The 24,874-nt window shown below is 67.7% G+C and carries 21 protein-coding genes; 11 read left to right on the forward strand and 10 right to left on the reverse strand.

Features of this window, described 5'->3' with window-relative positions; all coding sequences use genetic code 11:
* The first annotated feature begins 67 nt into the window (after nt 1–67).
* Nucleotides 68–1,102, forward strand: a complete 1,035-nt coding sequence (gene adhP, locus CSW60_RS07025) for an alcohol dehydrogenase AdhP (RefSeq protein ID WP_099536543.1) — start codon at nt 68–70, stop codon at nt 1,100–1,102.
* Nucleotides 1,099–1,446, forward strand: coding sequence for a cytochrome c (locus CSW60_RS07030; protein ID WP_099536544.1), 348 nt, complete (start codon nt 1,099–1,101; stop codon nt 1,444–1,446). Before adhP ends, CSW60_RS07030 begins: the two co-directional genes overlap by 4 nt.
* A 22-nt stretch (nt 1,447–1,468) precedes the next feature.
* Here the strand turns inward: CSW60_RS07030 and CSW60_RS23615 are convergent, their stop codons facing one another.
* Nucleotides 1,469–3,574 carry an HWE histidine kinase domain-containing protein gene (locus CSW60_RS23615; protein WP_201722981.1) on the reverse strand — a complete coding sequence of 702 codons (2,106 nt, stop codon included), beginning with the start codon at nt 3,572–3,574 and terminating at the stop codon, nt 1,469–1,471.
* Between the two features lie 373 nt (nt 3,575–3,947).
* Between CSW60_RS23615 and CSW60_RS07040 the strand changes: the two genes are divergently transcribed.
* From CSW60_RS07040 to CSW60_RS07065, 7 genes are all read left to right on the forward strand, one after another.
* Nucleotides 3,948–4,367 carry a hypothetical protein gene (locus CSW60_RS07040; protein WP_099536545.1) on the forward strand — a complete coding sequence of 140 codons (420 nt, stop codon included), beginning with the start codon at nt 3,948–3,950 and terminating at the stop codon, nt 4,365–4,367.
* An 18-nt stretch (nt 4,368–4,385) separates the two neighbouring features.
* A complete protein-coding gene (locus CSW60_RS07045) occupies nt 4,386–4,805 on the forward strand; it encodes a hypothetical protein (RefSeq protein ID WP_099536546.1) in 420 nt (139 codons plus the stop codon).
* A 26-nt stretch (nt 4,806–4,831) separates the two neighbouring features.
* Nucleotides 4,832–5,695 carry a DNA/RNA non-specific endonuclease gene (locus CSW60_RS07050; RefSeq protein ID WP_099536547.1) on the forward strand — a complete coding sequence of 288 codons (864 nt, stop codon included), beginning with the start codon at nt 4,832–4,834 and terminating at the stop codon, nt 5,693–5,695.
* Between the two features lie 87 nt (nt 5,696–5,782).
* On the forward strand, nt 5,783–8,044 hold the full coding sequence (uvrB, locus tag CSW60_RS07055) for an excinuclease ABC subunit UvrB (protein ID WP_099536548.1): 2,262 nt from the start codon (nt 5,783–5,785) through the stop codon (nt 8,042–8,044).
* A 4-nt stretch (nt 8,045–8,048) separates the two neighbouring features.
* Entirely contained in the window at nt 8,049–8,798 is a 750-nt protein-coding gene (locus CSW60_RS07060) for a hypothetical protein (RefSeq protein ID WP_099536549.1), read from the forward strand.
* 146 nt (nt 8,799–8,944) lie between these two features.
* Nucleotides 8,945–9,265 carry a LysR family transcriptional regulator gene (locus CSW60_RS23060; protein WP_143324131.1) on the forward strand — a complete coding sequence of 107 codons (321 nt, stop codon included), beginning with the start codon at nt 8,945–8,947 and terminating at the stop codon, nt 9,263–9,265.
* Nucleotides 9,266–9,520: 255 nt separating this feature from the next.
* Complete coding sequence (locus tag CSW60_RS07065; protein ID WP_099536550.1) at nt 9,521–10,663, forward strand: AIPR family protein; 1,143 nt, start codon at nt 9,521–9,523, stop codon at nt 10,661–10,663.
* A 100-nt stretch (nt 10,664–10,763) separates the two neighbouring features.
* Here CSW60_RS07065 and CSW60_RS07070 read toward each other — a convergent pair whose 3' ends face one another.
* Nucleotides 10,764–11,015: a DUF2188 domain-containing protein gene (locus CSW60_RS07070; protein WP_099536551.1), complete on the reverse strand. Its 252-nt coding sequence runs from the start codon at nt 11,013–11,015 to the stop codon at nt 10,764–10,766.
* Between the two features lie 216 nt (nt 11,016–11,231).
* Between CSW60_RS07070 and CSW60_RS07075 the strand changes: the two genes are divergently transcribed.
* Together CSW60_RS07075 and CSW60_RS07080 are read left to right on the forward strand one after the other, a co-directional pair.
* Nucleotides 11,232–11,618, forward strand: a complete 387-nt coding sequence (locus CSW60_RS07075) for a hypothetical protein (protein ID WP_099536552.1) — start codon at nt 11,232–11,234, stop codon at nt 11,616–11,618.
* Between the two features lie 78 nt (nt 11,619–11,696).
* Nucleotides 11,697–12,599: an NAD(P)/FAD-dependent oxidoreductase gene (locus CSW60_RS07080; RefSeq protein ID WP_099536553.1), complete on the forward strand. Its 903-nt coding sequence runs from the start codon at nt 11,697–11,699 to the stop codon at nt 12,597–12,599.
* Here the strand turns inward: CSW60_RS07080 and CSW60_RS07085 are convergent.
* From CSW60_RS07085 to CSW60_RS23435, 8 genes are all read right to left on the reverse strand, one after another.
* Complete coding sequence (locus CSW60_RS07085; protein ID WP_099536554.1) at nt 12,596–13,027, reverse strand: hypothetical protein; 432 nt, start codon at nt 13,025–13,027, stop codon at nt 12,596–12,598. The genes CSW60_RS07080 and CSW60_RS07085 overlap by 4 nt on opposite strands.
* 258 nt (nt 13,028–13,285) lie before the next feature.
* Nucleotides 13,286–14,338: a glycosyl hydrolase family 8 gene (locus CSW60_RS07090; RefSeq protein ID WP_099536555.1), complete on the reverse strand. Its 1,053-nt coding sequence runs from the start codon at nt 14,336–14,338 to the stop codon at nt 13,286–13,288.
* Complete coding sequence (gene bcsD / locus CSW60_RS07095) at nt 14,328–14,837, reverse strand: cellulose biosynthesis protein BcsD (protein ID WP_099536556.1); 510 nt, start codon at nt 14,835–14,837, stop codon at nt 14,328–14,330. The genes CSW60_RS07090 and bcsD overlap by 11 nt, the downstream gene beginning before the upstream one ends.
* A 21-nt stretch (nt 14,838–14,858) precedes the next feature.
* Nucleotides 14,859–18,674: a cellulose synthase subunit BcsC-related outer membrane protein gene (locus tag CSW60_RS07100; protein WP_099536557.1), complete on the reverse strand. Its 3,816-nt coding sequence runs from the start codon at nt 18,672–18,674 to the stop codon at nt 14,859–14,861.
* Nucleotides 18,671–20,788 carry a cellulose biosynthesis cyclic di-GMP-binding regulatory protein BcsB gene (gene bcsB, locus CSW60_RS23890; protein ID WP_236634260.1) on the reverse strand — a complete coding sequence of 706 codons (2,118 nt, stop codon included), beginning with the start codon at nt 20,786–20,788 and terminating at the stop codon, nt 18,671–18,673. The genes CSW60_RS07100 and bcsB overlap by 4 nt, the downstream gene beginning before the upstream one ends.
* The gene (bcsA, locus tag CSW60_RS23620; protein WP_201722982.1) at nt 20,785–23,103 is read right to left on the reverse strand and encodes a UDP-forming cellulose synthase catalytic subunit; all 2,319 of its coding nucleotides are present in this window, start codon (nt 23,101–23,103) and stop codon (nt 20,785–20,787) included. Before bcsA ends, bcsB begins: the two co-directional genes overlap by 4 nt.
* A gap of 2 nt (nt 23,104–23,105) precedes the next feature.
* Complete coding sequence (gene bcsQ, locus CSW60_RS07110; RefSeq protein WP_099536558.1) at nt 23,106–23,861, reverse strand: cellulose biosynthesis protein BcsQ; 756 nt, start codon at nt 23,859–23,861, stop codon at nt 23,106–23,108.
* Nucleotides 23,862–24,287 carry a hypothetical protein gene (locus tag CSW60_RS23435; protein WP_161495628.1) on the reverse strand — a complete coding sequence of 142 codons (426 nt, stop codon included), beginning with the start codon at nt 24,285–24,287 and terminating at the stop codon, nt 23,862–23,864.
* Between the last annotated feature and the right edge of the window lie 587 nt (nt 24,288–24,874).

The following is a 24,874-nucleotide window of genomic DNA, read 5'->3' on the forward strand; positions in this document are numbered from 1 at the left end:
ACTCCGATCGTGGCGCGCGCGGCGTACTATCCGCCCCTGGGGGAGCAGCGCCCCGACGGAGAACGCCATGGACACGATGATGAAGGCCGCCGTGGTGCGCGCCTTTGGCCAGCCGCTGGTGATCGAGGATCGGCCGCGACCCAAGCCCGGGCGCGGCCAGGTGCTGGTCAAGATCGCCGCCTGCGGCGTCTGCCACACCGACCTTCACGCCGCCCATGGCGACTGGCCGATCAAGCCCTCCCCGCCGTTCGTGCCAGGCCACGAGGGCGTCGGCGCCGTGGTGGAGCTGGGCGAGGATGTCGAGTATCTGAAGATCGGCGACCGGGTGGGCGTGCCGTGGCTGCACACCGCCTGCGGCCGCTGCGTCCACTGCCTGGCCGGCTGGGAGACCCTCTGCGAGAAGCAGCAGAACACCGGCTACTCGGTCGACGGCGGCTTCGCCGAATACGTCCTGGCCGACGCCGACTATGTCGGTCTGATCCCGGCCAACCTGTCGTATGTCGAGGCCGCGCCGATCCTTTGCGCCGGCGTCACGGTCTATAAGGGCCTGAAGGTGCTGGACGCCAAGCCCGGCGACTGGGTGGCGATCTCGGGCGTCGGGGGCCTCGGGCACCTCGCCGTGCAATACGCCAAGGCCATGGGCTTCAAGGTCGCCGCCGTCGACGTCGCGGAAGACAAGCTGCGCCTGGCCCGCGAGCTGGGCGCCGAGCTGACGGTCGACGCCAGCCGCGAGGATCCCGCCGCGGTGTTCCAGTCCAAGGTCGGCGGCATGCAGGGCGTGCTGGTGACGGCGGTCTCGCGCACGGCGTTCAGCCAGGCGCTGGGCATGGTCCGGCGCGGCGGAACCGTGTCGCTGAACGGCCTGCCGCCCGGCGACTTCCCGCTGTCGATCTTCGACACCGTGCTGCGCGGGATCACCGTGCGCGGCTCAATCGTCGGCACGCGGCTGGACCTGCAGGAAGCCCTGGCCTTCGCCGCCGACGGCCGGGTCAAGGCGACGGTCTCGACCGAGGGCCTGGACGCGATCAACGACATCTTCAGCCGCATGGAAAAGGGCGCTATCGAGGGCCGCGTGGTGCTGGATTTCGAGGCCGTGGCGTGAGGACCGCGCTGCTGGCCGCGAGCTTGGCGCTGGCGGCCTCGTCCGCCCTTGCCCAGGCGTCCGCCGCCAATGGCGAACGGATCGCGCAGCGCGCGTGCGGCGGCTGTCACGCGGTGCGGGGGACCAAGAGCCCGCTTGCCGATGCGCCGCCGTTCGCGCGCCTGCATGAGCGCTATCGCAAGGGCGGTCTTGACGCCCTGCTGGACGAGGGCATGCTCGCCCCGCCGCTGCCGCCCGAAGAGGGCTCGCCCCGCACCCATCCGCGCATGCCGATGGCCAAGTTCGACGACGACCAGCGGGCGGACCTGAAAGCCTATCTGAAGAGCCTGGAGCCGAAGCGGTAGAGGGCCGCGAACGCCCCCTCCCCTAGACCTCCGGCATCTCCGGCGCCGGCCCCGGCGCGTCCTCGGCCTCGAGCGGGAAGCTGATCTCGCAGCGGACCCCGGCCGGGTCGTGCTCCAGCCGCACCTGGCCGCGCAGCTCGCGAGCCAGGGCCTGGGAGATCAGGCGGGTGCCAAAGCCTCGGCGCGCGGGCGCGACGACCGGCGGCCCGCCCTCCTCCGCCCAGACCAGCTCCAGCTGGCCGCCCGTCACGCGCCAGGTGAGGCGCACGACGCCGTCGGCGACGCTCAGCGCGCCATATTTCAGCGCGTTGGTGCTGAGCTCGTGCAATGCCATCGACAGAGCCAGCGACCGGGCCGGCGACAAGCTGACCGGCGGCCCTTGGGCGATGAACCGATCGGCCACGAACGGCTCGGCCGCCTGGCGGACCAGGTCGCCCAGCTCGGCGCTGGCCCAGCTGGACTGGGTCAACAGGTTGTGGGTCGCCGACAGGGCCATCAACCGTCGATCAAACGCCTCGCGCGCGGTCGCCAGGTCGTCGGACGACCGCAGGGTCTGGGCCGCCAGGGACTGGACCGTCGCCAGGGTGTTCTTCACCCGATGGTTCAGCTCGTTGATCAGCAGCCGCTGCAGCTCCTCCGCGCGGCGGCGCTGGGCCAGTTCGGTCTGGGCCGACTGGTAGAGGCGAGCATTGTCGATGGCGATCGCCGCGTGCGAGGCCACGCCCTCGGCCAGCCACTGGGCGCGCTCGTCGAACACGTCCGGATCGGAGTGGCCGAAGAACAGGCCGCCGATGATCTCGCCCGAGCGCGAACGGACCGGCACGGCCAGATAGCTGCGCACCGGCAAGTGGCCCTTGGGCATGCCGAAATGCGGCGGGTTGTGACCGTAGCGGGGGTCCTGGGTGATGTCCCCCGAACGCACCGTCCCGCTGCCCTCGAAGGTCGGCGAGAAGATATCGGTGGGGCGCGGGTGGCCGAACGCGTCGAACGCCGAGCGCGGGGCGCCCGACAGCGCATAGAGCATCATCGCCTGCCCGTGGGCGTCCGGAGCCTTGTAGAAGAAGGCCGCGTAGCGCGCGCGGGTCAGGGCCGCGCCGGCGTCGATCACCACCTGCACCGCGCGCTCCAGGTCGAGCTCGGCGGCGATCACCGCGCCGGTCTCGTTCAGAACGGCCAGGGCGGCGCTCTCGGCCCTATAGCGGCTCTCGCTGCGCTCCAGCGCCTCGCGGCCGCGCCGCTCACTGGCGACGGCCGCCAGGATCAGGGTGGTCGAGGCCATCACCGCCACGAACTGCTGGGTCAGCAGGATAGCCCCCGACGGCCCGGCCTTGTGGAAGGGGCCAAAGCCCTGCAGCGTTCCGAGAAAGGCGCACAGGCTGACCAGCAGCGAGGCCAGGGCCGCCCCGCGCGCGTCGAAGGCCAAGCCCGCCCAGACCAGCAGCGGGAACACGAACCAGGCCCGCGAATAGGCGCCCTCGCCGCGCAGGAAGATCAGATAGGCCAGCGCTCCGGTGGCCACGCAGATCAGCGTCAGATGGCCGATGCGCGTCGGCGTCCAGCGCTCCAGCGCCCCGCGCCAGGTCATGAACACCGGCGCGAAGGTCAGGACGCCGGTCAGGAAGCCAAACCACCAGTTGATGAAGGCCTGATCGACCTTGCCGGCGGGAGAGCCGCTCAGCAGCAGCATCAAGGCCCCGGCGCCCGCCGAGATGGTCGCCCCGCCGGCGCCGGCCCCGATCACCAGCCAAAGGGCGGAGGGCAGGCTGTCGAGCTTGGCGTTGGTCTTCAGCCGATTGAGGATCAGCACCGGGACCAGAGCGCCCAGCGCTGTGGCCGTGGCGATCGCCAACTGGCTCCACAGAGGCTGGGGCGCGGCCATCACCCAGAAAGTGAGCAGGCGGCCGAGCAGCGCGCCCAACCAGACCCGCGGGCCATAATAGGCGATCGCGGCGAGCGCGACGCCGGCGGAGGGCCAGAAGGCCGTCCCCGCGCCCGGCACCACGGCCCAGCGCAGACTGACCACCGCGGCGACGCAATAGATCAACGCCAGACTGGCGACCAGCAGCCATTCGCGAAGCGTACGCGGCGTGAGGTTCGCGCGCTCCAGTCCGCCGAGTAACGACGTCACGCGTTCCGCTCCCGGCCCGTCCCCACTCGCAAGATGCCGTCCCCTCAAGCCACCGCTGTCAATCTACGCCCTTCCGGCGCCGCGTCGCCAGCGACGTTCTCCCGAGACGGCGAAAAGTCGGCGGCGGCCCTGTCGAAGTCGCGCCAGACGCTGCATCCCTACGTTGACAGTAAAGTTAATTCGCGCAAAGCTTGGAGTGCGCGGGGGCGTGGGGTCGCGCTGGACGTCGTCCAGCTGAAGATTCTCCGTCGTCTTGCGCCTGTACCCGACAAGTAGCCGACTCAGTCCGCGTCCAGTCGCCTTCGCCCGCGCATGGCTTCGCCATGGCGCGCGTGAGGTTCCGCGTCCGCTCCTTCCTCCACACGGATCGCCGATGAGCATGCTGCTCAAGCAGGTCGCGCAGATCGGAGAGTACGGTCTTCTGACCGTGCTGGCCGCGCTGGCCGCCGTGCTGCTGTATCGCGGCCTGGCGAGCGGCCGGCTGCGCCAGTTGGTGGCCGGTCCTTACGGCGGCGGCCCCAGCCCCGCCCGCGTGCAGGCGCTGGCGATCACCCTCGCCTTCGCCGGCTACTACGTCACCGAGGGTCTGGGCGCGCTGTCGCGCGGTCAGACCAGCCTGCCGGATATCCGGCCCGAGGCGCTGTCGGCCCTGGGCGCCAGCCTGGGCGTCCATCTGGGCGGCAAGCTCTACGAACGCCCGCGTCGGGCCAGGACGACCGACAGCACCGACGACAACCAGACCCGCCGCAAACCGCCCCGCCGCCGCAAATCGGGCGGCGACGCCAAACCCTGACCCTGACGGAGACCCGCCATGCTCGCCACGCCCTGGGCCGCTCTCGCCTACATCGTCGGCATCGCCGTCGTCGTGATCATCCTCGGCTTCGCCGCGGTCGTGGTCTGGCGACTGATCACCACGAAAGGCGTGCTGGACGGCCTGATCGCCGAGCCGACCGACGCCGAGGTGGTCAAGGCCGTCACCGACGCGTTGAAGGCCGCCAATCCGGCGGCCAGCCCGAGCGAGGTGGCCACCGCCATCCGCAGCACCGCGGCCAAGGCCAGCCTGTCGCGCTTCCAGTTCCTGATCTTCACCTTCGTGGTCGCGGGGCTCTTCCTGCTGCTGTCGATCGAGGCCGGGGCCTTCGTGGAGGTGCCGCCGACGGTCCTGGGCCTGATCGGCCTCAGCGGCGGCAGCTTCGTGATCTCCAAGGGCATCTCCAACAGCAGCAATTAGCGGCCTCGGCCCGGGAGAGACACGCCATGATCCGCTCGCTTCTCGGCGGCGCCGTCCTCGCCGCCGCCCTGGTCGCCGGGCTCTCCTCGCCGGCGGTCGCGCAGAACGCCGCGCCCGACGGCGCTCCGACGGCCGCCTGCCTGTCGCGGTTCACGCCCGTGGCCCTGCCGGTCCACCGGGGCGACGACGTGGCGGGCCAGCAGATCCTGATCTGCCGTCCAGGCTATGCGCTGTCGTTCAACAAGATCACCCGCAATCCCGACTGGGTCGTCGAACGCCTGACGCCCGCGGCGCTGAAGGGGACCGCCAAGCGGTCCGACAAGTTCCTGACCGACCTCGCCGCCCAGGGCTACAGCCCTACGGCGCAGGACTACAGCGACCCCGCAAATCCGCGCGACCGGGGCCACCAGGCGCCGGCGGCCGACTTCAAGTTCAGCCAGCCCCAGACCAACGACAGCTTCTACATGACCAACATGTCGCCGCAGGTGGGCGCCGGCTTCAACCGCGCCCAGTGGCGGTTCCTAGAAGAGGATGTCCGGGCCGCGGTGCTGTGCGGCGGCCATGAGGACGTCATCGTCATCACCGGCCCGATCTATGGCTCCAGCGGAACCTGGATCGGGCGGAACAAGACCAAGATTCTGTCGCCGGCCGCCTATTTCAAGATTCTCTACGACGTCCGGACAGGCCGGGCCGTGGGCTTCCGCCTGGACAACAAGGCCTACAAGAAGACGCCCACCGACACCTTCATCGCCCCGATCGCGGACCTCGAGGTCGAGACCGGCCTCGACTTCTTCGCCAGCCTGTCCCGCCGCGACCAGAACCTGCTGGAGCGCCGCAAGGGCGTCTTCTGGGGCCACGGCCAGGCCTGCTCGAACACGGTGAAGGAGTAGGCCGCGAAGTCCCTCCCGCCACTCTGCCGCCATCCCCTGTCAGCAGGCCCCCTAGCCGTCAGCCCCCCGCGCGCCTAACTTGGGGTCATGCCTCGCAGCCAGACCCCCGGCGTTTCGGACGTCTCCGCGCCCTTCGTCATGGACACCACCGTCGGCGATGTCGCGGCGGGCGTCATGCCCATGCTGTGGACGCCGCACCGGCCCGCGCGTCCGGACAAGACCGAAGGCGGCAAGAAATTCAAGCTGGTCAGCGAGTACCAGCCCGCCGGCGACCAGCCGACCGCCATCGCCGATCTGGTCGAAGGCATCGAGCGCGGCGACCAGGACCAGGTGCTGCTGGGCGTCACCGGCTCGGGCAAGACCTTCACCATGGCCAAGGTCATCGAGGCCACCCAGCGCCCGGCCTTGATCCTGGCGCCCAACAAGACCCTGGCGGCCCAGCTCTATAGCGAGATGAAGTCGTTCTTCCCGGAGAACGCGGTCGAGTACTTCGTCAGCTACTATGACTACTACCAGCCCGAGGCGTACGTGCCCCGGACCGACACCTATATCGAGAAGGACTCGTCCATCAACGAGCAGATCGACCGGATGCGCCACTCGGCCACCCGGGCGATCCTGGAGCGCGACGACGTCATCGTCGTGGCCTCGGTCAGCTGCATCTACGGCATCGGCTCGGTCGAGACCTACACCGCCATGACCTTCACCCTGGAGGTCGGGCAGCGGGTCGACGAGAAGCAGCTGATCGCCGACCTCGTCGCCCAGCAGTACAAGCGCAACGACCAGGCCTTCGAGCGCGGCACGTTCCGCCGCCGGGGCGACACCATCGAAATCTTCCCCGCCCACTACGAGGACCGCGCCTGGCGCGTGACCATGTTCGGCGACGAGGTCGAGGCTCTCTCCGAGTTCGACACCCTGACCGGCAAGAAGACGGCCGACCTCGAGATGATCAAGGTCTACGCCAACAGCCACCACGTCACCCCGCGCCCCACCCTGCGCCAGGCGATCATCGAGATCCGCAAGGAGCTGAAGGAGCGCCTGGAGTGGCTGACCGCCAACGGCAAGCTCTTGGAAGCCCAGCGCCTGGAGCAGCGCACGACCTTCGATCTGGAGATGATCGAGACCACCGGCTCGTGCGCCGGCATCGAGAACTACAGCCGCTACCTGTCGGGCCGCAAACCCGGCGAGCCGCCGCCGACCTTCTTCGAATACATCCCCGACAACGCCCTCCTCTTCACCGACGAGAGCCACCAGACGGTTCCGCAGATCGGCGCCATGTACAAGGGCGACCGCAACCGCAAATGGACGCTCGCGGAATATGGCTTCCGCCTGCCCTCGGCCCTGGATAACCGCCCGCTCAAGTTCGAGGAGTGGGACGCCATGCGGCCCCAATCGGTGCATGTCAGCGCCACGCCGGCGAACTGGGAGCTGGAGCGGGCCGGCGGCGTCTTCGCCGAGCAGGTCATCCGCCCCACCGGCCTGATCGACCCGCCGGTCGAGGTGCGCCCGGTCTCCAAGGACGGCGCCAGCCAGGTCGACGACGTGGTCGACGAGATCCGCCAGACCATCGCCAAGGGCTACCGCACCCTGGTCACCGTGCTGACCAAGAAGATGGCCGAGGACCTGACCGAGTACCTGAACGAGCAGGGCATTCGCGTCCGCTACATGCACAGCGACGTCGACACCCTGGAGCGGATCGAGATCATCCGCGACCTGCGTCTCGGCCACTTCGACGTCCTCGTGGGCATCAACCTGCTGCGCGAGGGCCTGGACATCCCCGAGTGCGGTCTCGTGGCCATTCTCGACGCCGACAAGGAAGGCTTCCTGCGCTCGGAGACCTCGCTGATCCAGACGATCGGCCGGGCCGCGCGGAACGTGGACGGCAAGGTCATCCTCTACGCCGACCGGATCACCGGCAGCATGGAGCGGGCCATGGCCGAGACCGCCCGCCGCCGCGAGAAGCAGCACGCCTACAATCTCGAGCACGGCATCACGCCCGAAAGCGTCAAGCGCGACATCAAGGACATCCTCAACAGCCCCTACGAGCGCGGCGACCGCGTGCTGGTGCCGATGGGCATGTCCGAGACCGACGACCGCCCGTTCAGCGGCGACAACTTCAAGGCCGCGCTCAAGGACCTGGAGGCCAAGATGCGCGAGGCCGCCGCCAACCTCGAGTTCGAGACCGCCGCCCGCCTGCGCGACGAGATCAAGCGCATGAAGCTGATGGACCTGGAGTTCGCCAACGAGGTCCTGGCCGCCACGGGCGACGAGGTCGACAAGGCCGCGCCCAAGCGCCTCCGCGCCGAGATCCGCGAGGAGAAGGCCGCCGAGTTCCGCAAGAAGCGGCGCTAGGGGCTTGGCGAGCGAGACGCCCAGGGGCGATCCCGCGCCCGAACCCTTCCAGGCGACCGTCGGGCGCAAGGCGCTCGGCGTGGCTCTGGCGTTCGGCCTGACCCTGCTGGGCCTGTTCGGGCTGAACGCGATCCAGACCTTGCTGGACAGGCCGAACGAAGCGGTCGTGGCCACGATCCCGGACGTCCTGCTCCTGTGGCGCGAGGAGGAGCCGTCGGCCTATTTCTGGGCCTTCTTCCTGATCGCCTTCCCGCCGCTGGCCCTGATCCCGGGCGCGTTCGGGGTCAGCCATCGCCAGTTCCTTCCGCTGATGTCCGCGCGCAGGCGATGGGGGATCGTCGCCGCGTCCGCCGCCCTCGTGGCCGCCGGCGTCGGCGTGGGCGGCGTCTTCGGCCGCGCCGAGGTCGCCGTCGCCACGCCGTTCGGCGTCAGCTGGCTCAAGGACGGCAAGCCGCGAGAATACTGGTCCTGGGGCGCGGCGACCAGCATCGCCGCCGCCTGCGTGAAGGGCGAGAAGCCGGGCGCCTTCGCCCTCAACTACGACGTCGCCTTCCCCACCGGCCGCGAAGCCCACCTGGCCCGCCCGGAAGACAAGATCGCCGATCTCGTTCCGCGGTTGGCGGTGCTGGATGAGCGGCTACGGGCGAGCGCCGTGCCGCGGTTCGTCAGCGTGGAGCCGGGGTGCGTGGAGCACGTCGGGCGCGAGCTCGCGCCGGCGGAGCGGGAGACGTTGCGCGGGGTGGTGGGGCGGTAGGGGCGGCCTGCGCTGCCTGCCAGTCTATTTTATCACCCCGCCGTGAAACCGCATTTCAAGGTTCAGCAGGGACAAAACCAACCCTTGCGCACAAGCGGACGTCAGCACACGATTGAGGAGAATCGTGTCGGGCGCGGGGGCTTCCATTGTCTCAGTTGCATCTCAACCAAATTAAGGCTCGCATAATGGAGCGGTTTGTACCGCACACCAGCCTGCTGCGCATAAACACTCCAGAGAGCGACCCTGATCGCTTTCTTTCGAGGGCGCTGGCCGCCCTCAGCATACAAAAGTACGCCGATATCACTGAAGAAGATGCGGCGACGTCTGTGGTCGATGATGAGAACGATGGAGGGATAGACGCTATCTATTACTCTCCACAGTCATCCACCCTCTACATATCGCAATCAAAATGGAAGAACTCTACAAACGGCGGCATCCCACTGGGCGACGTTCTAAAGTTCTGCTAAGGAATAAGAGAGCTTCTCCAATCAAATTCTAATTACTTCGGCGGTCCAATAAAAGAAAGATGGCCCGCAATCGAAAACGCTCTAGCAGAGCTATCGCGAGTTGTCGTTATTCTGGCTTATTCGAGCGAGACACAACTGGATCCGCCACAGGAAGCCGCATTAAAAGACGTTCTTGACGAGTTTAATCAGCCAACTGAAGTCGCAACGAGGAGAACATTTACTCAGGCCGAAATACATTCCTACCTCGCGAGCGGCGTGGAGGGAGATGAGATCGAAGAAACCCTACGCATATTTCAGTGGGGCCTAATAGAACAGCCCCATGTTGCCTACTACGGTCAAATGGCAGCAGGCGACCTCGTATCACTCTTTAATAAGTACAACCAAAGATTATTCTCCTCAAACATTAGACAATTCCTCGGGAAGGGTGGACCCGCCAATTCCGAAATAATCCACACGGCAGTGCAGAGGCCGGACTTATTTTGGTACTTTAATAACGGCGTAACTATAATATCAAACAAGGTTAGAAAGACCGTAATAGGGGGAGCCAAGAGAGAAGTTGGAGACGTTGTCTGTAGCGGATTATCCATTGTGAATGGGGCTCAGACAATTGGATCACTATCTCAAATACAAGGAGAAAATAGTCTCGATTCCGTAATGATACCAGTTCGCGTTATATCACTTGAGAACGGCGGTCCAGATTTAGGAATCGAGATTACAAGAGCCACCAATACACAAAACCGGGTGGATAGCAGAAATTTTGTCGCTTTGAGCGCGCTTCATCAGAGGATTAGAAGAGATCTACTGATGGATGGGGTTACATATGTAATCCAACAGACAGATGTCGACGAAAAAGGCCCCAAACTGTTCGGCGTCAGCGAAGCCTTTCCCGCCATGGCGTGCGCACTAAAAAGCGTCGAGCCTACTGTCATCGCGAAGCGCGAAATTAGCAGGTTATGGGAAAATCTATCCTCATCGCTTCACAATGAGATGTTTCCCGAGAATCTCGACGCCCAGGTCGTGTGGAGAAACGTAGAAATCGCCAGGATTGTGGAAGAGGCACTCGAAGCATCAAGAACAACTGCCGATACCAGCCGCGAGAAAACCGTACTGGCCCACGGGAATAGACTAGCCTCCCATATGACATTCAGAATTTCCCAGGCATTGTCTCGAGGCGGAGATGAAGAAATACGAGAGATAGCTGACAGAGTATCGTTCTTCATGGGCGCCATCGTTGCAGACGATTACCCAAATCAATATCCCGCCGTAATATTCAAGAACACAGAAATGTGCAAAGAAATATCTGAGAAAGTTTGCTCTCAGGTTTTGGATTCAATTAAATACGATGGAGAGGATGAGGCCTTCTCGAAGGATAAATCAAAATCTTTCAATATCGAATGAGCGGCTAGAACTGTCGGTAAGGCTAGGCGCGCAATTGATTGGAGACCTCGGCGCTCCTAGCCCTACTGCATCAACGTAGCAGTTGCGCGCCTATCCCCCCCTACGCCGCCACCGCCTCGCCTGGGTCGGCGACGATCTCATACCGATCATCCACCCACCGCCCCACCAGTCGGCCGGCGGCGTCGTGGATCCAGACCTCGGCTTCCCCGAAGGTCGCCCGGGCTTCGGACGCCAGGGCGCGGGCGCGGCGTTCGGCTTGGCCGCCGGTGTCGAAGAACAGGACCTCGCCTGTCGAGGCGACCTTGACGCACCATCCCCCATCGAAGGGGGAGACCACGAAGACGTTGCGCATGGTTCTCTCCGTTCCAATGGACGCTCGACAGCGACGGTTCGGGCGCCGGGTCCTATGACCGCTTCGTCCCGACCGGCTGGCGAGCGCTAAGAACTTAGGAGCCGATCCGACGGTTCCAAGACCCGTCCGATGAAGCGCCGCACGGCGACTGTCCGCTTGCGGAACAGCGTTCTCCCATTCAGGGTCAGGCGGTCATTGCTTCCAGAAGGCTCCGCCATGACCGCCCGAATCCTGATCGTCGGCCAAGACCCCGACACCGTGGACTTCACCGCGCCCGGCATCCTCCCCGGCATGACCGCCGACAAGGTGCGCGCGGGGGTCGAGGCGTCCAAGGCGGCGCTGGAGGCGCTGGGCCACGCGTGCGACATCCTGCACGTGCCGCCCGTTCCCGACGTGGCCGGGAGCCAGTTGGCCGAGGCCCTGGCGGGCGCCGCCTACGACGTGGTGGTGATCGGCGCGGGCATCCGCAATCCGCCGGCCAACCTGCTTCTGCTGGAGACACTGCTCAACGGCGTCCATCGCGGCGCCCCGGGCGCGCGGATCGCCTTCAACACCCGGCCCGACGACACCGACGCCGCGGCGCTGCGCTGGCTGGGGCGGTAACGGGAGAGCGGGAACCGCCGCGGCGGCGGCCCGTTCCCGCTCGGCTCTGGAGACGGCCGGGGCGCCCTGGATGACGCCATGATCTCCCCCTATGCGGACCGCTACGACGCGATCGTGATCGGCGCCGGCCCCGCCGGGCTGACGGCGGCGACCTATCTGGGCCGTTTCCACCGCAAGGCGCTGGTGCTGGACGGCGGGCCCTCGCGGGCCAGCTGGATTCCCGAGAGCCACAACACGCCCGGCTTCCCGCACGGGGTCGGCGGCGAGGCGCTGCTGGCGCGCCTGCGCGACCAGGCCGACCGCTATGGCGCCGAGCGGCGCGCGGGCCGGGCGCGGAGCCTGGTCCGGGGCGCGGACGGCTTCGTCCTGGCCTTCGAGAGCGAGGACGCCGACACCCCCGTGACCGCGCGCGCGCCGTTCGTGCTGCTGGCGACCGGCGTGGTCGACCGGCTGCCGGCCCTGGACGGCGTGGAGGACGCGATCCGCGCCGCGCGGGTGCGGCTCTGCCCGATCTGCGACGCCTACGAGGCGACCGGCCAGCGCATCGCCGTGCTGGGCGACAGCGAGCACGGCGCCCGCGAGGCGGCGTTCCTGACCACCTATTCGCCGGAGGTCACCCTGCTGGACCTGAGGCCCGACGCGCCGGCCGAGGGCGACGGCGTGTTCGCGCGGCTTTCCGCGCGGCTGGCGGACATCGCGCTGGGCCCGGACGCCGTGACGGTGAGGGACAAGGTCTTCGACTGCCTCTACCTGGCGCTGGGCTTCGACAGTCAGCAGGACCTGGCGCGGCAGGCCGGCGCGGCGCGCGACGAAGACGGCCGCCTGGTCGTCACCGCCCATCAGCAGACCTCCGTGGACGGACTCTACGCGGCCGGCGATGTCGTGCGAGGCTTGAACCAGATCGCCGTCGCCACGGCCGAGGCCGCGATCGCCGCGACCGACATCCATAACCGGCTTCGACGGGCGGAGGCTAAGCTCTAGAGCGCCGCCTGCGGGTCGGGCTCGCCGACGGAGCAGATCTCGACCCACACCGCGTGCAGTTCGTTCCGGGTGTCGTTGGCCAGGGCGGCGCGGCCGTTGACGACGATGTAGGGCTGGAACTCGGCGTCGGCGCCCAGGCGAACCTCGCCGCAAACCGCGACGCGGCCTTGGCGATGCTCGATGTGCTCGTTGCGGAAGCTGACGTTGTCCCAGGTCTCCATCTGGCGCTTGACGGTCCACTGGGCGCCGCTCAGCTCCATCTGGCGGATGCGCGGCAGGGCCAGGGGCGTCTCGATCTGGGCGGACTTGGCGCTGGGGTGATAGCCGATGGCCATGAACGCCACGAAGGCCAGCAGGATCAGATAGGGCGCGATCGAGCGGACGAGCGGCGTCCGGAGCGTCGGTCCTTCCGCTATATTTCCAGCCATCGGAAATCTCCGCCTCTCGTCAAGCCAACCCGCCGGGGGGAAGGGGGCGGCTCACGTAAAACGTCGTTAACACGGACCTATGCCAAGAACCACAGCGGCCCGACCCAAAACTAGTAATATCGAGGCGGACGCGCACAGCTTTGAGTGTAATTAAAATCACACTCGCCATGAAAACGAGCACTGAAGCAGACTATATTTCAGATCAGCGTTATCTGCACGGCGACCTAATGGCGCACGGTCCAGCTTGCCGAACGCTGATCAACGCTTCGCCGCCGCCTTGCCCTTTTCGCGGCGCTCGTCGGCGGCGATCTGGCTGAGGATCAGCAGGGACGAGGAATAGTAGTCCTCGTTCTGGATCCGGGCGGTCGAGGCCTTGCCGGTCAGGGTCAGGTCCGCGACGCTGGCCATGCCGACCGAGGCGGGGAACGGGGCGACCTCGCCGGAGCCCACGTCGATCCAGGCCGGGGCCGGCTTGCCAGCGGCGCGGAACGAGGTCCACCAGCGCTTGACGGGATCCAGCGAGGCGTCGCCGCAGCGGCCCGACCAGCACAGATAGAGCGGCACCCGCACGGCGTCGAAGCCAAAGCGCGGCGGGCGGTCGGGATCGGTCCACATCGCGCCGGCGGTGTCGACCTTCACCCAGTCGACGGGCAGGTCGGTCGCGCCGAAGCGGGCGTCGCGAATAGCCTTCAGGGCCTGGTCGCGCACCATCGGCCACGGCGACTTGGGCTCGCGCGCGGCGAAGGCGTCCAGGGCGGGCATGATGGCGTAGGACGGGTTGAAGATCATGCCCTGGGGGGTGACGAAGCCGTCGATCCCCGGGGCCAGCAAGGTTCGGGGTCCCTGCTTGACCAGCAGCTTGCTCAAGATCGCGCCGCGGATCTGGGCGCTGGCCTCGAGGTACTCCGGACGCTTCCACCGCTCGCCGCCGCGCAGCAGCGCCCAGGCGATCAAGAGGTCGCCGTCCAGCGCGTTGTTCGGATCCGGGGTGTGCAGGTCGCCGGCCGGGGTGTAGCGCCACTTGAACAGGCGCGTGTCCGGACGCGACAGGGTCTGGTCGGTCCAGGTCCACAGCTTCTTGAAGGTCGCCGGGTCGTCATAGGCCGTGGCCATGACCATGGCGAAGCCCTGACCTTCGGAGTGGCTGACATTGCCGTTGCCGGTGTCGACCACCCGCCCGTCGGGCTGCAGGAAGCGGGTCTTGTAGTCCGCCCAGTTGCTGGGCGTCGGCGCGGCGCACGCGCTCATGGTCATCGCCTGGAAGCCCAGGACGGCGGCCACCAGCAACATAGCCCGCCGGTTAGAAGCCATACGAGAATTCCAGAACGTCGTCGCTGGCGCCCTCGCGGTGGGTGGCGGTCATTTCCGGACGGCCGCCCTGGCTTTGCATCCAGACGGTGTAGACGCCTTCCAGCAGGGCGCAGAAGGCGCGGCGCCAGTGGCCGCTGGCGTCTTCCAGATGCTGGCCCGGATAGGCGCGGTGGCGGATGGCGATGGCGCTGTCGGCCAGGGCCAGCGAGACATAGCCCCAGTCCATCTCGGCCAGGACGACGTTCAGCGAGGCTTCCAGCTCGTCCAGCGTCTTCACCGCCGGCAGGGCGACCGAGCGCGACACCCGCAGGCCGATCTGGCGATAGAAGCCCCAGGCCTCCTGGGCGCTGAAGTTCTCGAACAGCTCATCGGCCATGGCCAGCATGACGGCGCGCCACTGGGCGCTGAACTGGCGGGCGGCCAGGTAGCGGAGGTCGGCGGTGTCGGCGACCTTGGCGGCTTCCGGCGCGGCGGCTCGGGAGGAAAGGCTCTTCAACATCGGTCGTTCCTAATAGATGGCCTATTGGCTTGCCAGGATCCGCCGCAGGTAGAAGCGGAACTTGTATTCGTTGTAGGCCCCGAACGTGTCGAGCGAGGCCTCGCCGCCGGCGGCCGAGCCGCCGCGGAACTTGTACTCGCCCGAGAGCAGGCCGGTCAGGCCGACGCCCGTCTTGCTGGCCGAGTCGTAACGGGCCAGCACCGTGTTGTCGGAGGCGGCGTAGGACTCGATGGCCTGCTGGGCCGCCGGGCTGTTCGGGAAGATCGGCGAGCTGTCTTCGCTGTACGACTGCACGCCGATGCTGAAGGCGGCCTTGGCCCGCCAGCGCTCGCGCTCCTTCGAATACGACACCGGCAGGGCGACGCTGACGAACTGCTGCGGGCTGAAATAGCCGCCCTGGCCGAAGCTGAAGAAGCGCAGGTTCTTGTCATAGGCCTGCATGTTGGCGTTGATGCCGATCTGCAGCTGGTCGCCATTGCTGTCGATGGGGCGGAAATAGGCGCCGGCGTTGATCTCGTAGCCGGTGTTGCTGGCCACGTTGCGACCGGTCAGGTGGCGGTAGGCCACGTCGGCATAGGCGCCGGCCGAGCCGAAGTTCGCCGAAGCGCCCAGGCTGCCGCCGCGACGGACCACGCCGCCCCACTCCACGCCGGTCAGCAGGTCGCGGGCGCCGGAATAGGCCAGGACGCTGTCGGTGATCGGGCGCTGCTCGATCGTGGCGCGGACCTGGGCCTCGCCGATGTCGAGCCGCCCGGTCAGGCCGCCCGTGAAGCTCTTGCGCATGAAGCCCAGCGGCGTGATGCCGGCGTCCAGCGAGAGCGGACCGGAATCGTAGAACAGCGACAGGCCGGCGCCGGCCTTGCTGCTGCTGTCCAGGCTGGGCAGGACGATGGTGTTGCCCGCGACGATCGCCTCGGCGGCGACCAGCGGGTTGGTGCCGATATTGGCGATGGCCGACTGCTTGGGCGCCCCGGCGCTGATGATCACCGGATTGACCGCCACGCCCAGTCGACCGATCCCGAACGGCGAGATCGAGGCGGCGATGCGGGTGTTGGCCTCGAACAGCTGGCTGGTGCCCTCCTCGCCCGTGCGGGCGCGGAGGTTGGCTGAGCCTTCGAACTGCGGCGCCGTCGACTGGCGCAGGGCGGCGATCTCGCGGCCGACCTTTGCCGGCAGCGGCGCGTTGGCCGGCAACGGCGCACTGGACGACTTGGCGGCGTAGGCGCGCGGCGGCGTATAGGCCGGCGCGGGCGTCGGCAGCGGGGCCAGCGAGGCCGGTCCGGCGGCGGCGTACGGCGAGGCCTGATAGGCCGGAGACGCCGAATAGCTCGGCGTCGCGGCGGCCGCATAGGTCGGCGCGGCCGGCGTCGGAAGCGCCGGCGGGTTCGAATTGGCCGGCAGGCTGGTCCCGATCCCCATCGTCGACGGATCGCTCTGCGGCGAGTTCGAGGGGATGGACGCGTAGCTCGAGGCCGGCGCGTAGCTGGGCGCGGGCGCGTAAGACGCATAGGCCGGCGGCTGGGCGGCGGCCGCGTTCGGAAGCTGCGGCAAGGCGAAGGCCGGCGCCGCGGTCGAAGCCGCGGGCGCGCCGTAGGTCGGGAGGTCGGCGGCCTGGGCGATCGCGCGGGCGGCGAACGGGTTCGGGCCCAGGGCGCCGCCGACGCCGGCGGGAGCGCCGGGCTGGACGCCCTGACCGCGCGCCAGCAGGGTCTGGGCGCGCTCGAACGCCTTCAGGGCCGCGCGCTCGCGTCCCCTCGCCTGCTCCATCTGACCCAGCTGGTAATAGAGGTCGGGATTGTTCGGCTGGATCGCGATCGCGCGACGCAGCAGGTCGTTGGCGCGGTCGTAGTCGCCCGTCCGCACGGCCACGCGGGCCGAACCGGCCAGAGCCTCGTAGTCGTTCGGATTGATCGAGAGCAGGGCTTCGTAGGTCTGGGCGGCCTGCGGAGCTAGATCACCGGTGTCGTACAGGCGCGCCAGGGCCGACAGCAGCATCGGATCGCGCGGGGCGACCGTGAAGCCTTGCGACAGGGTGTCGAAGGCCGAAGCGTAGTCGCCGGCCAGGCGCAGACGGTCGGCGCGACGGGCGCTGTAGAGCGCCGCCAGGCTGCGATACTCGCTCTGCGGCTGCTGCTGGGCGGCGGCGTTCAGCAGAGTGATGGCGGCGGCGTCCTGGCCGGTCTGGGCCAGCACCGCCAGGAAGCCCGAGGCCTCCGACGGCTTGAAGCTGGCCGGCGGCTGACGCGCGGCGTCCAGCGCCAGGGCGGTGGATTGATAGCTGTCGCCAAGGTCCAGCAGGGTCTCGGCGATGCGGCCGCGCACGCCGAAGCTGGGCGAGGTGCGAGACAGCAGACCGCGCAGCAGGCTGACGCCATCGACCGGGCGGCCCTGGGCGCCCCAGCGCCTGGCCTGTTCGATGGTGCTCAGCGCGTCGACGCGGGCGATCAGGTCCTTGACCGCCCGGGTGCGGCTGGCCTCGGGCACGCGGCGCAGCAGGCCGATGGCCTCGTCGTTGCGGCCGCGCGATTCCGAGTACAGCGCGGCGGCCTGCAGGGCCTCCGGGTCGCTGGACTGGTACAGCGGGGCCATCAGCGACTGGGCCTCGGCCTCCTGCCCCTGGTCGGCCAGGAACTTGGCGTAGTCGTAGCGCGACCACGGATTGTTCGGATTGGCGGTCAGGGCGGCCGACAGGGCCGCGCCGGCGCCGAAGGTGTCGCCGCGCTTCTGAAGTTCGGTGGCGCGAGCGCGCTCGATGGCGGCGCGGGTCTGGCCGGCGGTGGGGCCGGTCAGGGTGGCGGCGATCTGGCTGGCCTCGTCATAGCGCGCCTGGTCGGCCAGGGCCTGGGCGAGGCCGGCGATGGCCTCGGGCCGCTGCGGGGCCGTGGCGAGGGCCGCGCGGAAGGCGGTCTCTGCGTCGGTCGGTCGGCCGAGAGCCGCCAGCGACTGGCCCCACAGGACCTGGGCCTCGATGCGATCGGGGTTCGAGCCATTGGCCAGCGGACGGGCGTCCTGCTCGGCCTGGGCGTAGCGACCGCCTTCATAGGCGGCGCGGGCGCGCGACAGGGTCGAGAAAAACTGGGCCGACCGCAGGGCCTCGCCCCAGCGCTGGTCGCCGGACGGCCCCTTGCTGGCGCGCTTGAGCAGCTCCTCGGCGTCGGCGAAGCGGCCTTGCTGCAGGCGGATGATCCCGAGGCCGCCGGCGGCGTCCAGGTCGCTGGAGCGCTCGCGCAGGGCCTGGTTGAACAGGCGCTCGGCGCCGGCGAGATCCTTGCGCTGCAGAGCCTCGAAACCCGACGCGCGCGAGGCGCCGCTGGGATCGATCGGCGGCGACGGTTTGGTCTCGGCCTTGCCTTGGCGCGGATCGTCCACCGCCGCGTTTTCGTTGCTGGCGACCGAGGCGCTGGTGCGGGCCTTCAACGCCTTTTCCAACGCCACGACCCGCGCGTCCGACGCGCTGGTGGCCGACCGCAGCTGCTTGAGCCAACGATCACCGGCGCCGATATCGCCATCCTCGATCGCGTACGACGCCAGGCGCTGCAGCACCTGCGGGTTGTTCGGGCTTTCCCGCAACGCGCGCTGCAAGGCCTGGAGGCTGAGGTCGTTGCGGCCGCGCTTGCGCTGGGCGGCGGCCTGGTTCAGCAGCGCGGAGACCACGCCGCCCTGGCTGGCGCCCTGAGCCGGCGGCGGCGGGGCCGCCATCTCCGGCTTCAGCGTCTTGGCGCCCGGCACCAGCGGCTGGGCCGCCGGCTTGTCGCTAGGCAGGCGGGGTTGGACCTGAGCGATGGCCGTCGAGGCCAGCAGGCTCGACGCCAGCGAGATACAGGCGATCGTCTTCATCGCGGGTCCACTTCCCTGTCGGACAGGCGCTTACGTTCAAGGACGCCGAGCACGACCCAGAATCCGCCCCCGATTATCAGGGAAGCGCCGATCACCGCCAGGGCCAGCAGCAAAGGATTGCGGCTGCACCACCACATCACCGCCACCCACCAGGGCAGGTGACCGGACCAGAAGCCCGGCGCGACCTGGAAGCTGTTGAAGCTCTTGTCGGTCGCGATCGCAAGATCGCCCTGCATCGCGGCGTTGGCTTCCGGCTTGGCCATCGAATTGACGATCTCGGGCAGCCGCCCTGGGTTCGCCGAAAGCACGGCGACGACCACGCGGCTCTTGTCGAACGGCGAGCGCCAGCTGGTCACGCCGGAGAAGTCGCTGTTCGTCACCAGGGCCGCGTCGGCGGCGACCGGATCGCGCTGGTCGACGTTGGAGCCGAACCGCGAGAACAGGCGCGTGATCGGCGAGGTCGAGGCCACGCGCAGCTGGCTGCCTTCCACGCGCACCGGGGCGCTTTGGAACAGCTCCGAGGCTTGCGAGGCCAGCGACAGCGGACCGACCACCAGCACGTCGCGACCGCGCAGGGTGGGCGACTCGCCCGGACGGGCGATGGTCACGCCGACGGCGGGCGCGCCGGTGGAGTCGCCGATGCGGCCGATCAGGGTGAACAGCGCCTGCAGCGTGTCGGGTTGCGGCGCCTGCGGGATCAGGACCAGGGTCTCCGACAAGTCGGCGACGCGGCTGAACGGGAAGCCCGAGCTGGCGAAGAAGGCGAGGTCCGGCATGCGCGAGAAGTGGTGCGCGCCGGTCAGGTCCAGCGTCGAGTCGGCGTCGATGCCGACGCGGATGCCGATCGGCAGGATGCCTTCGCAGGCGCCCTTCTTCTTGCTGTGCAGGTCATAATAGAACTGCAGCTGGTTCTGACCAAAGATGTTGTAGCCGGGGATGTCCACCGAGGCCGAGTGCTGGATCGCCGAGACGCCGATGGCGTCGCGGATCTTGGCGGCGGTCCGCTCGGGACGCAGCGGGATCGAGCGGATGTACTTGTCGTTGGCCAGCACATCCAGGCGCGACATCGTATAGTCCAGCCAGGGACCGGCCGGATAACGGTAGCCGAAGGTCAGCTTGGCGCCCGGGCGCGGCCAGAAGAACAGGTCCGGGGCGGTGCGGAACTCGGCCGTCAGCAGGCCCGGACGCAGGCCCGCGCCTTCCAGATAGGACTGGCCCACGAGGTCGCCCAGCCGGACGGGACGGCGGGTGTCGACCCAGCGCGGCGCGTCATAGGGCTGACGGCGGGCGATGGGCTGCGGCGTGACCTGGGCCTTCTGGCCCGACAGGCTCTTGGGCGAGGCGGCCAGCACCCGGGCGGCGGCCAGCACGTCCTCGTCGGAGCCGCCGCTGACCACGAGGAGCGAGGCGTAGGGATTGCGCGGGTTGCGCACGAGACTGATCGTCGGGCCCGAGGCTTCCGGAACGACCCAGCCGCCGATCTGGCTGCCGGCGCGGGCCAGCACGACGGCGTTGCCGTTCGGCAGGTCGCTGTACAGCACGGGGAAAGAGAAGCCGTGGAAGCTGGCGGTCATGCCGAAATAGGACGCGGTCGCCGCGCCGGCGGCGATCAGGTCGTTGGACGGCGCGCCCGCGAACACGAACGGCAGCGTCAGTTGGCGGCCTTCGGTGGAGTCGAAGAACGGGCCCGGCAGGCGCGAGAGCGAATCGCCCACCGACAGCTGCTGCAGCGTCAGGGTCAGCTTGCTGCGGGTGTTGCTGATATTGGCCCACAGCGTCGAGTGCAGCGGGTCTTCGCAGCTGCGCGTGTAGTGGCTGATGAAGCGGAAGCCGAGACGGTTCTCGTTGGTGAACAGGCCTGGATCGATCGGCAGGGTCACGACCACGCCGCCGGCGCCGTCCGGCGTCAGGGGCACGGTGCCGATCACCTCGTCGTTCAGCAGCACCGTCAGGTGGCTGAGGTCGGCCAGCAGGGTCGGCGAATAGGCGAAGTTCAGGGTCAGCTGGGCGCTGGTGACGACTTCGTCCTGGCGCAGGTTGACCGGAATGCCGGCCTCGCCGGCCGAGCCGATCAGGCGCAGCGGCCGGTTAACCTTAAGATCCTCGAGCGTCATCGAAAGCGTGCGGACGCCGCCGGTGACGGGCTTGGCGGCGGCGTCGGGCGCGGCCGGCGCGGCGGCGGCGGGACGGCTCGCGGCGCGCGCCGTCTGGGCGTGGCCCTCGCCCGGTCCCAGCAGGCCAAGGCCCAGGCCCACGGCCAGGATCGCCGCCAGCGTCGAGGCCCCACACGATTATAGGCCGCCGACGCCCTCGGCGTGTCGCGATGGCGCCACCAGAACAGGATCGACAGGGACGCGCGCATCAGGTCGGTGAACGACTGCCAGGCCGACCAGGACACGTGATCGTCGATCAACGGCCAGGCGTCGGCGCGGCCCATCACGACCCGCACCAGTTGCCGCCGCGATTCCAGCGTCATTTCCGTGAACATGAACCTCAGCCCGCCCTTCCCGCTTCCCAACATCTTGACCGGGAACCCAAACGTCTTCTCGGCCGCGAACACCTCCACGTGGGTCACGGTCCGTCCCTCGATAACATCATCGTCCGGCGCCGGAACCGCCATGCCGCCCATCGAGATGTTCATCGTCTCGGTCGACAGGACGTGGCCGTCGTCGAAATAGAGCCGCGTGGGCAGAACGACGCCCAGGTGCTCGTGCTTGCGAACCTGCCGGGTCTCGCGTCCCACCGCGATGGCCGTGATCAGGATCAGCAGGCTGAAACTGGACCAGCCGACATTCAGCATCACCGTGCCCAGCTGCACATCGAAATACTGCGGCAGCAGCAGCTTGGCGATCCCCGAACCGATCGCGCCGAACAGCAGGCCGGTGGTGATCAGCAGAGGTAGCAGGACCTTGAAGTCGAAATAGCCCTCTTCCAGGAGACCGCCCTTGTCGGTGACGTTGAACTTGCCCTTCTTGGGATCGAACAACGGCAGGATCGTCGGGCCCACCAGGTGGAACGAGATCAGCGACTCGTAGACCTCGCCCCAGAAGGCGCGACGATATTTTCCCTGGATGCGCTCGTTGACCAGCACCGACAGCAGGAGGTGCGGGATCGCGTAGGTGACGATCGTCCAGGCCGCCGCGGCGATGATGTTCTGCTCGAAGATCAGATAGGCCAGCGGCGAGGTCAGGAACACGATGCGCGGCAGCGGAAACTGGAAGTGCAGCATCGCGTTCAGGTAACAGAGGCGCTGCCCCAGGGTCAGCCCCGGCCCGAGCATCGGATTGTCGATCCGGAAAATCTGCGTCATGCCGCGCGCCCAGCGGGCCCGCTGGCCGATGTGCAGCGCCAGGCGCTCGGTCGCGAGACCCGCCGACAGACGCGTGTTCAGATAGGCGGTGTTCCAGCCCATGCGCTGCAGCTTGAGCGCGGTGTGGGCGTCCTCGGTCACCGTCTCGCCGGCGAAGCCGTTGGTCTCCTCCAGCGCCGAGCGGCGGATGATCGCGCACGAGCCGCAGAAGAAGGTGGCGTTCCAGAAGTCGTTGCCCTTTTGGACGACGCCGTAGAACAGGTCGCCCTCGCCCGGGATGTCCTTCACCGCGCGGATGTTCCGCTGCACCGGATCGGGCGAGTAGAAGTAGTGCGGCGTCTGCATCAGGGCCAGCTTCGGGTCGGCCTGGAACCAGCCGACGGTTAGCTGCAGGAAGGCGCGCGTCGCCACGTGGTCGGCGTCGAAGATGCAGAGCAGCTCGCCGGTGGTCTGCGGGATGGCGTTGTTGAGATTGCCGGCCTTGGCGTGCTTGTTGTCGGTGCGGGTGATGTAGCCGCAGCCGGCCTTGCGCGCGAACTCCTCGAACTCCGGCCGGCGGCCGTCGTCGAGGATGTAGACCTTGAAGCGATCGGCCGGATAGTCCTGGTCCATGGCCGCGAACACGGTGTCCTGAACCAGCTCGAGGCTCTCGTTGTAGGTCGGGATGTAGATGTCGACGGTCGGCCAGGTCTCGGGCGGGCCGGTAATCTCGCGCACCTTGCGGTCCAGCGGCCAGATGCACTGGACGTAGCCGAGCACCAGGATCAGCCAGGCATAGAGCTCGGCCAGATAAAGACCGATCCCCAGGCCGGCGGCCAGGGGATTGTCGAAGTGCAGGGTCTGGGTCGTTCGCCACCAGATGTACCGTGTCGACAGGGCGGTTGAGACCACGACCAGGCCGATGGTCATCTTCCGGCTGTCGCTGAGCTGTCCGATGGCGGCGGAGATCGCGAAGACGCCCAGGCCGAAGATCAGCTGGCCATTGGTGTCCAGCGGGACGACGACAGCCAGGACGACGACCACCGCCGCCAGCGCGAAGATCGCATAGCGCGCCGGCGCGGAAGCCACGACGCGGCCGAACAGGCCTTCGCCGAGGTCCGATGCCCCCTTGATGTTCATCGTCAGTACGACCCTGGTGATGTCAGTCGATCGAGGCGCCCCGCGATCGTGTCGATATCGAGCGCGGCCACGCTGCCCGGCGCGGCGCCGACCACGGGCTCGCCGCGCGCGGCCGACTCGGCCAGCGCCTCGTCATAGTGGACGACGCCGATGAAGCGTTCGGGCGCGTGGGCGGCGATGAAGTCGGCGATGTCGCGGCTGAGACGACGGCGCGGATCGACCTGATTCAGAATGCCGAAGGTGTCGGGACGCTCCGAAATCGGGCGCAGCATCAGGCCTTCGCGATAGGTCGGCACCAGGGCCATCGAGCCGGCGTCGGCCAGCAGGACGATCAGCTTCAGGTCGGCCAGCGCCTCAAGGCGCTCCTGCATGCGGCCTTCGCCCGGCGTGGTGTCGGCGATGACGATCTCGTCGGGGGAGCGGGCCAGGCCGGCGAGGGATTCCGCCAGGGTCTCCTCGACCAGCAGATCCTTCATGCGAAGACGTTCGGCGGTGCTGGCCTCGCCATAGGGCGCGACGCGCACGCCGTCGACGCCGCTGACCAGGGCGGCCGACCACGGCAGGCCGCGCGCGGTGCAACGCGCGACGCCCAGATCGCCCTCATGGTTCGGGGCGAGCAGGAAGCGCAATGCGTTCTGGGAATCGAAATCGACGGCGGTGACCTGACGCCCCCGGCGGCGCAGGGCCACGGCCAGGTTGGCGACAAGCGTCGTCTTTCCCACGCCCCCCTTGGGCGACGACACAACGACAAGAACCATTTAGAGCGCCTTCCGCCCGATCCGCTCAAAGATCTCCGAAAGGGCCTGGGGCGCGGTCTCGACCGCCTTGGCCGCGCCATAGCGGCTGAAGGCGGCGCCCTTCGGAAGCTCGGCTTCGCCGCCGCGCGCGCGGCCATCGACCTGCAGACGGTCGAACAGCGAGCCATTGGCCGGCGGTTCAGCCGCGACGGCGGGAGCCGCGGGCGACGGGGCGACGGGCGGGACCTCAACAGGCGCCGGAGCGATGGGAGCGGGCGCGACGGGAGCCGCGGCGGCGGTGGCCTGAGCGACCGGGGCCGCCGGCGCCTCAGGATGCGAAAGAGCGCTCTGCGCGCGCGCCATCCTCTCGAGAACCGGCCAAGCCTGGTCCGAAGCGCGCGGCGCGTCGAACTGCTTGTAGTTCACGGTGGACTTCAACTTATCCATGAGGGCGCTAACGTCACTCACCGGCCAACTTCCTCGTTCCAATTCGAGCAGCAACCGCTCGATTAGAGATGAATTCGAAACTTCAGATCCAAGCCGACAACTTCAAAGCATAAACCTCGAAATTGTTTCCTAGTGCGTTACCACCCAAATGGATTGCTGAACCCGTACAGAATTCGACAAACCACCCTCTCGTCGAAAAAGTAGAGTTGCAACTTATAGTTTATTACTATTAATCGATCGTTTACTCGCCGGGCTCGCCAAGAGATTTTCCCAAGCACAACCCAACAAGGTAAACGCTTGTACACTATCGCTGTCGCTTCGGGTCAAGGCTTACAACCTTTTAGGTCATAAGTAACAACCCAAAACGGGTAAACTCAAAGACAATCCCCGAACAAAATACCACCTAAAAGCGTACTTCATTTCAAAGAGTTCGCCGGACCTCCCCGGTTGTATTCCTAATTAGTTGCTGCGTGACATTGAACGTTGGTCAGCAAACGATAAGGGCTGATATAGGCCCAGTCGGGCAAACAGCCCAGGCGCAGCCCGCGCGCTCTATTGTCGCATGCTAGACTTTTGAAGCGGGTCGC

The sequence above is a fragment of the Caulobacter sp. X genome (assembly GCF_002742635.1).
Taxonomy (GTDB): Bacteria; Pseudomonadota; Alphaproteobacteria; order Caulobacterales; family Caulobacteraceae; genus Caulobacter.

Excerpts from the sequence above, each read along its gene's own strand:
- adhP (WP_099536543.1), top strand. The coding sequence starts at position 68 with ATGGACACGATGATGAAGGCCGCCGTGGTGCGCGCCTTTGGCCAGCCG.
- CSW60_RS07040 (WP_099536545.1), top strand. The coding sequence starts at position 3,948 with ATGAGCATGCTGCTCAAGCAGGTCGCGCAGATCGGAGAGTACGGTCTT.
- CSW60_RS07045 (WP_099536546.1), top strand. The coding sequence starts at position 4,386 with ATGCTCGCCACGCCCTGGGCCGCTCTCGCCTACATCGTCGGCATCGCC.
- CSW60_RS07050 (WP_099536547.1), top strand. The coding sequence starts at position 4,832 with ATGATCCGCTCGCTTCTCGGCGGCGCCGTCCTCGCCGCCGCCCTGGTC.
- uvrB (WP_099536548.1), top strand. The coding sequence starts at position 5,783 with ATGCCTCGCAGCCAGACCCCCGGCGTTTCGGACGTCTCCGCGCCCTTC.
- CSW60_RS07070 (WP_099536551.1), bottom strand. The coding sequence starts at position 11,015 with ATGCGCAACGTCTTCGTGGTCTCCCCCTTCGATGGGGGATGGTGCGTC.
- CSW60_RS07075 (WP_099536552.1), top strand. The coding sequence starts at position 11,232 with ATGACCGCCCGAATCCTGATCGTCGGCCAAGACCCCGACACCGTGGAC.
- CSW60_RS07080 (WP_099536553.1), top strand. The coding sequence starts at position 11,697 with ATGATCTCCCCCTATGCGGACCGCTACGACGCGATCGTGATCGGCGCC.
- CSW60_RS07085 (WP_099536554.1), bottom strand. The coding sequence starts at position 13,027 with ATGGCTGGAAATATAGCGGAAGGACCGACGCTCCGGACGCCGCTCGTC.
- CSW60_RS07090 (WP_099536555.1), bottom strand. The coding sequence starts at position 14,338 with ATGGCTTCTAACCGGCGGGCTATGTTGCTGGTGGCCGCCGTCCTGGGC.
- bcsD (WP_099536556.1), bottom strand. The coding sequence starts at position 14,837 with ATGTTGAAGAGCCTTTCCTCCCGAGCCGCCGCGCCGGAAGCCGCCAAG.
- CSW60_RS07100 (WP_099536557.1), bottom strand. The coding sequence starts at position 18,674 with ATGAAGACGATCGCCTGTATCTCGCTGGCGTCGAGCCTGCTGGCCTCG.
- bcsB (WP_236634260.1), bottom strand. The coding sequence starts at position 20,788 with ATGACGCTCGAGGATCTTAAGGTTAACCGGCCGCTGCGCCTGATCGGC.
- bcsA (WP_201722982.1), bottom strand. The coding sequence starts at position 23,103 with ATGAACATCAAGGGGGCATCGGACCTCGGCGAAGGCCTGTTCGGCCGC.
- bcsQ (WP_099536558.1), bottom strand. The coding sequence starts at position 23,861 with ATGGTTCTTGTCGTTGTGTCGTCGCCCAAGGGGGGCGTGGGAAAGACG.
- CSW60_RS23435 (WP_161495628.1), bottom strand. The coding sequence starts at position 24,287 with ATGGATAAGTTGAAGTCCACCGTGAACTACAAGCAGTTCGACGCGCCG.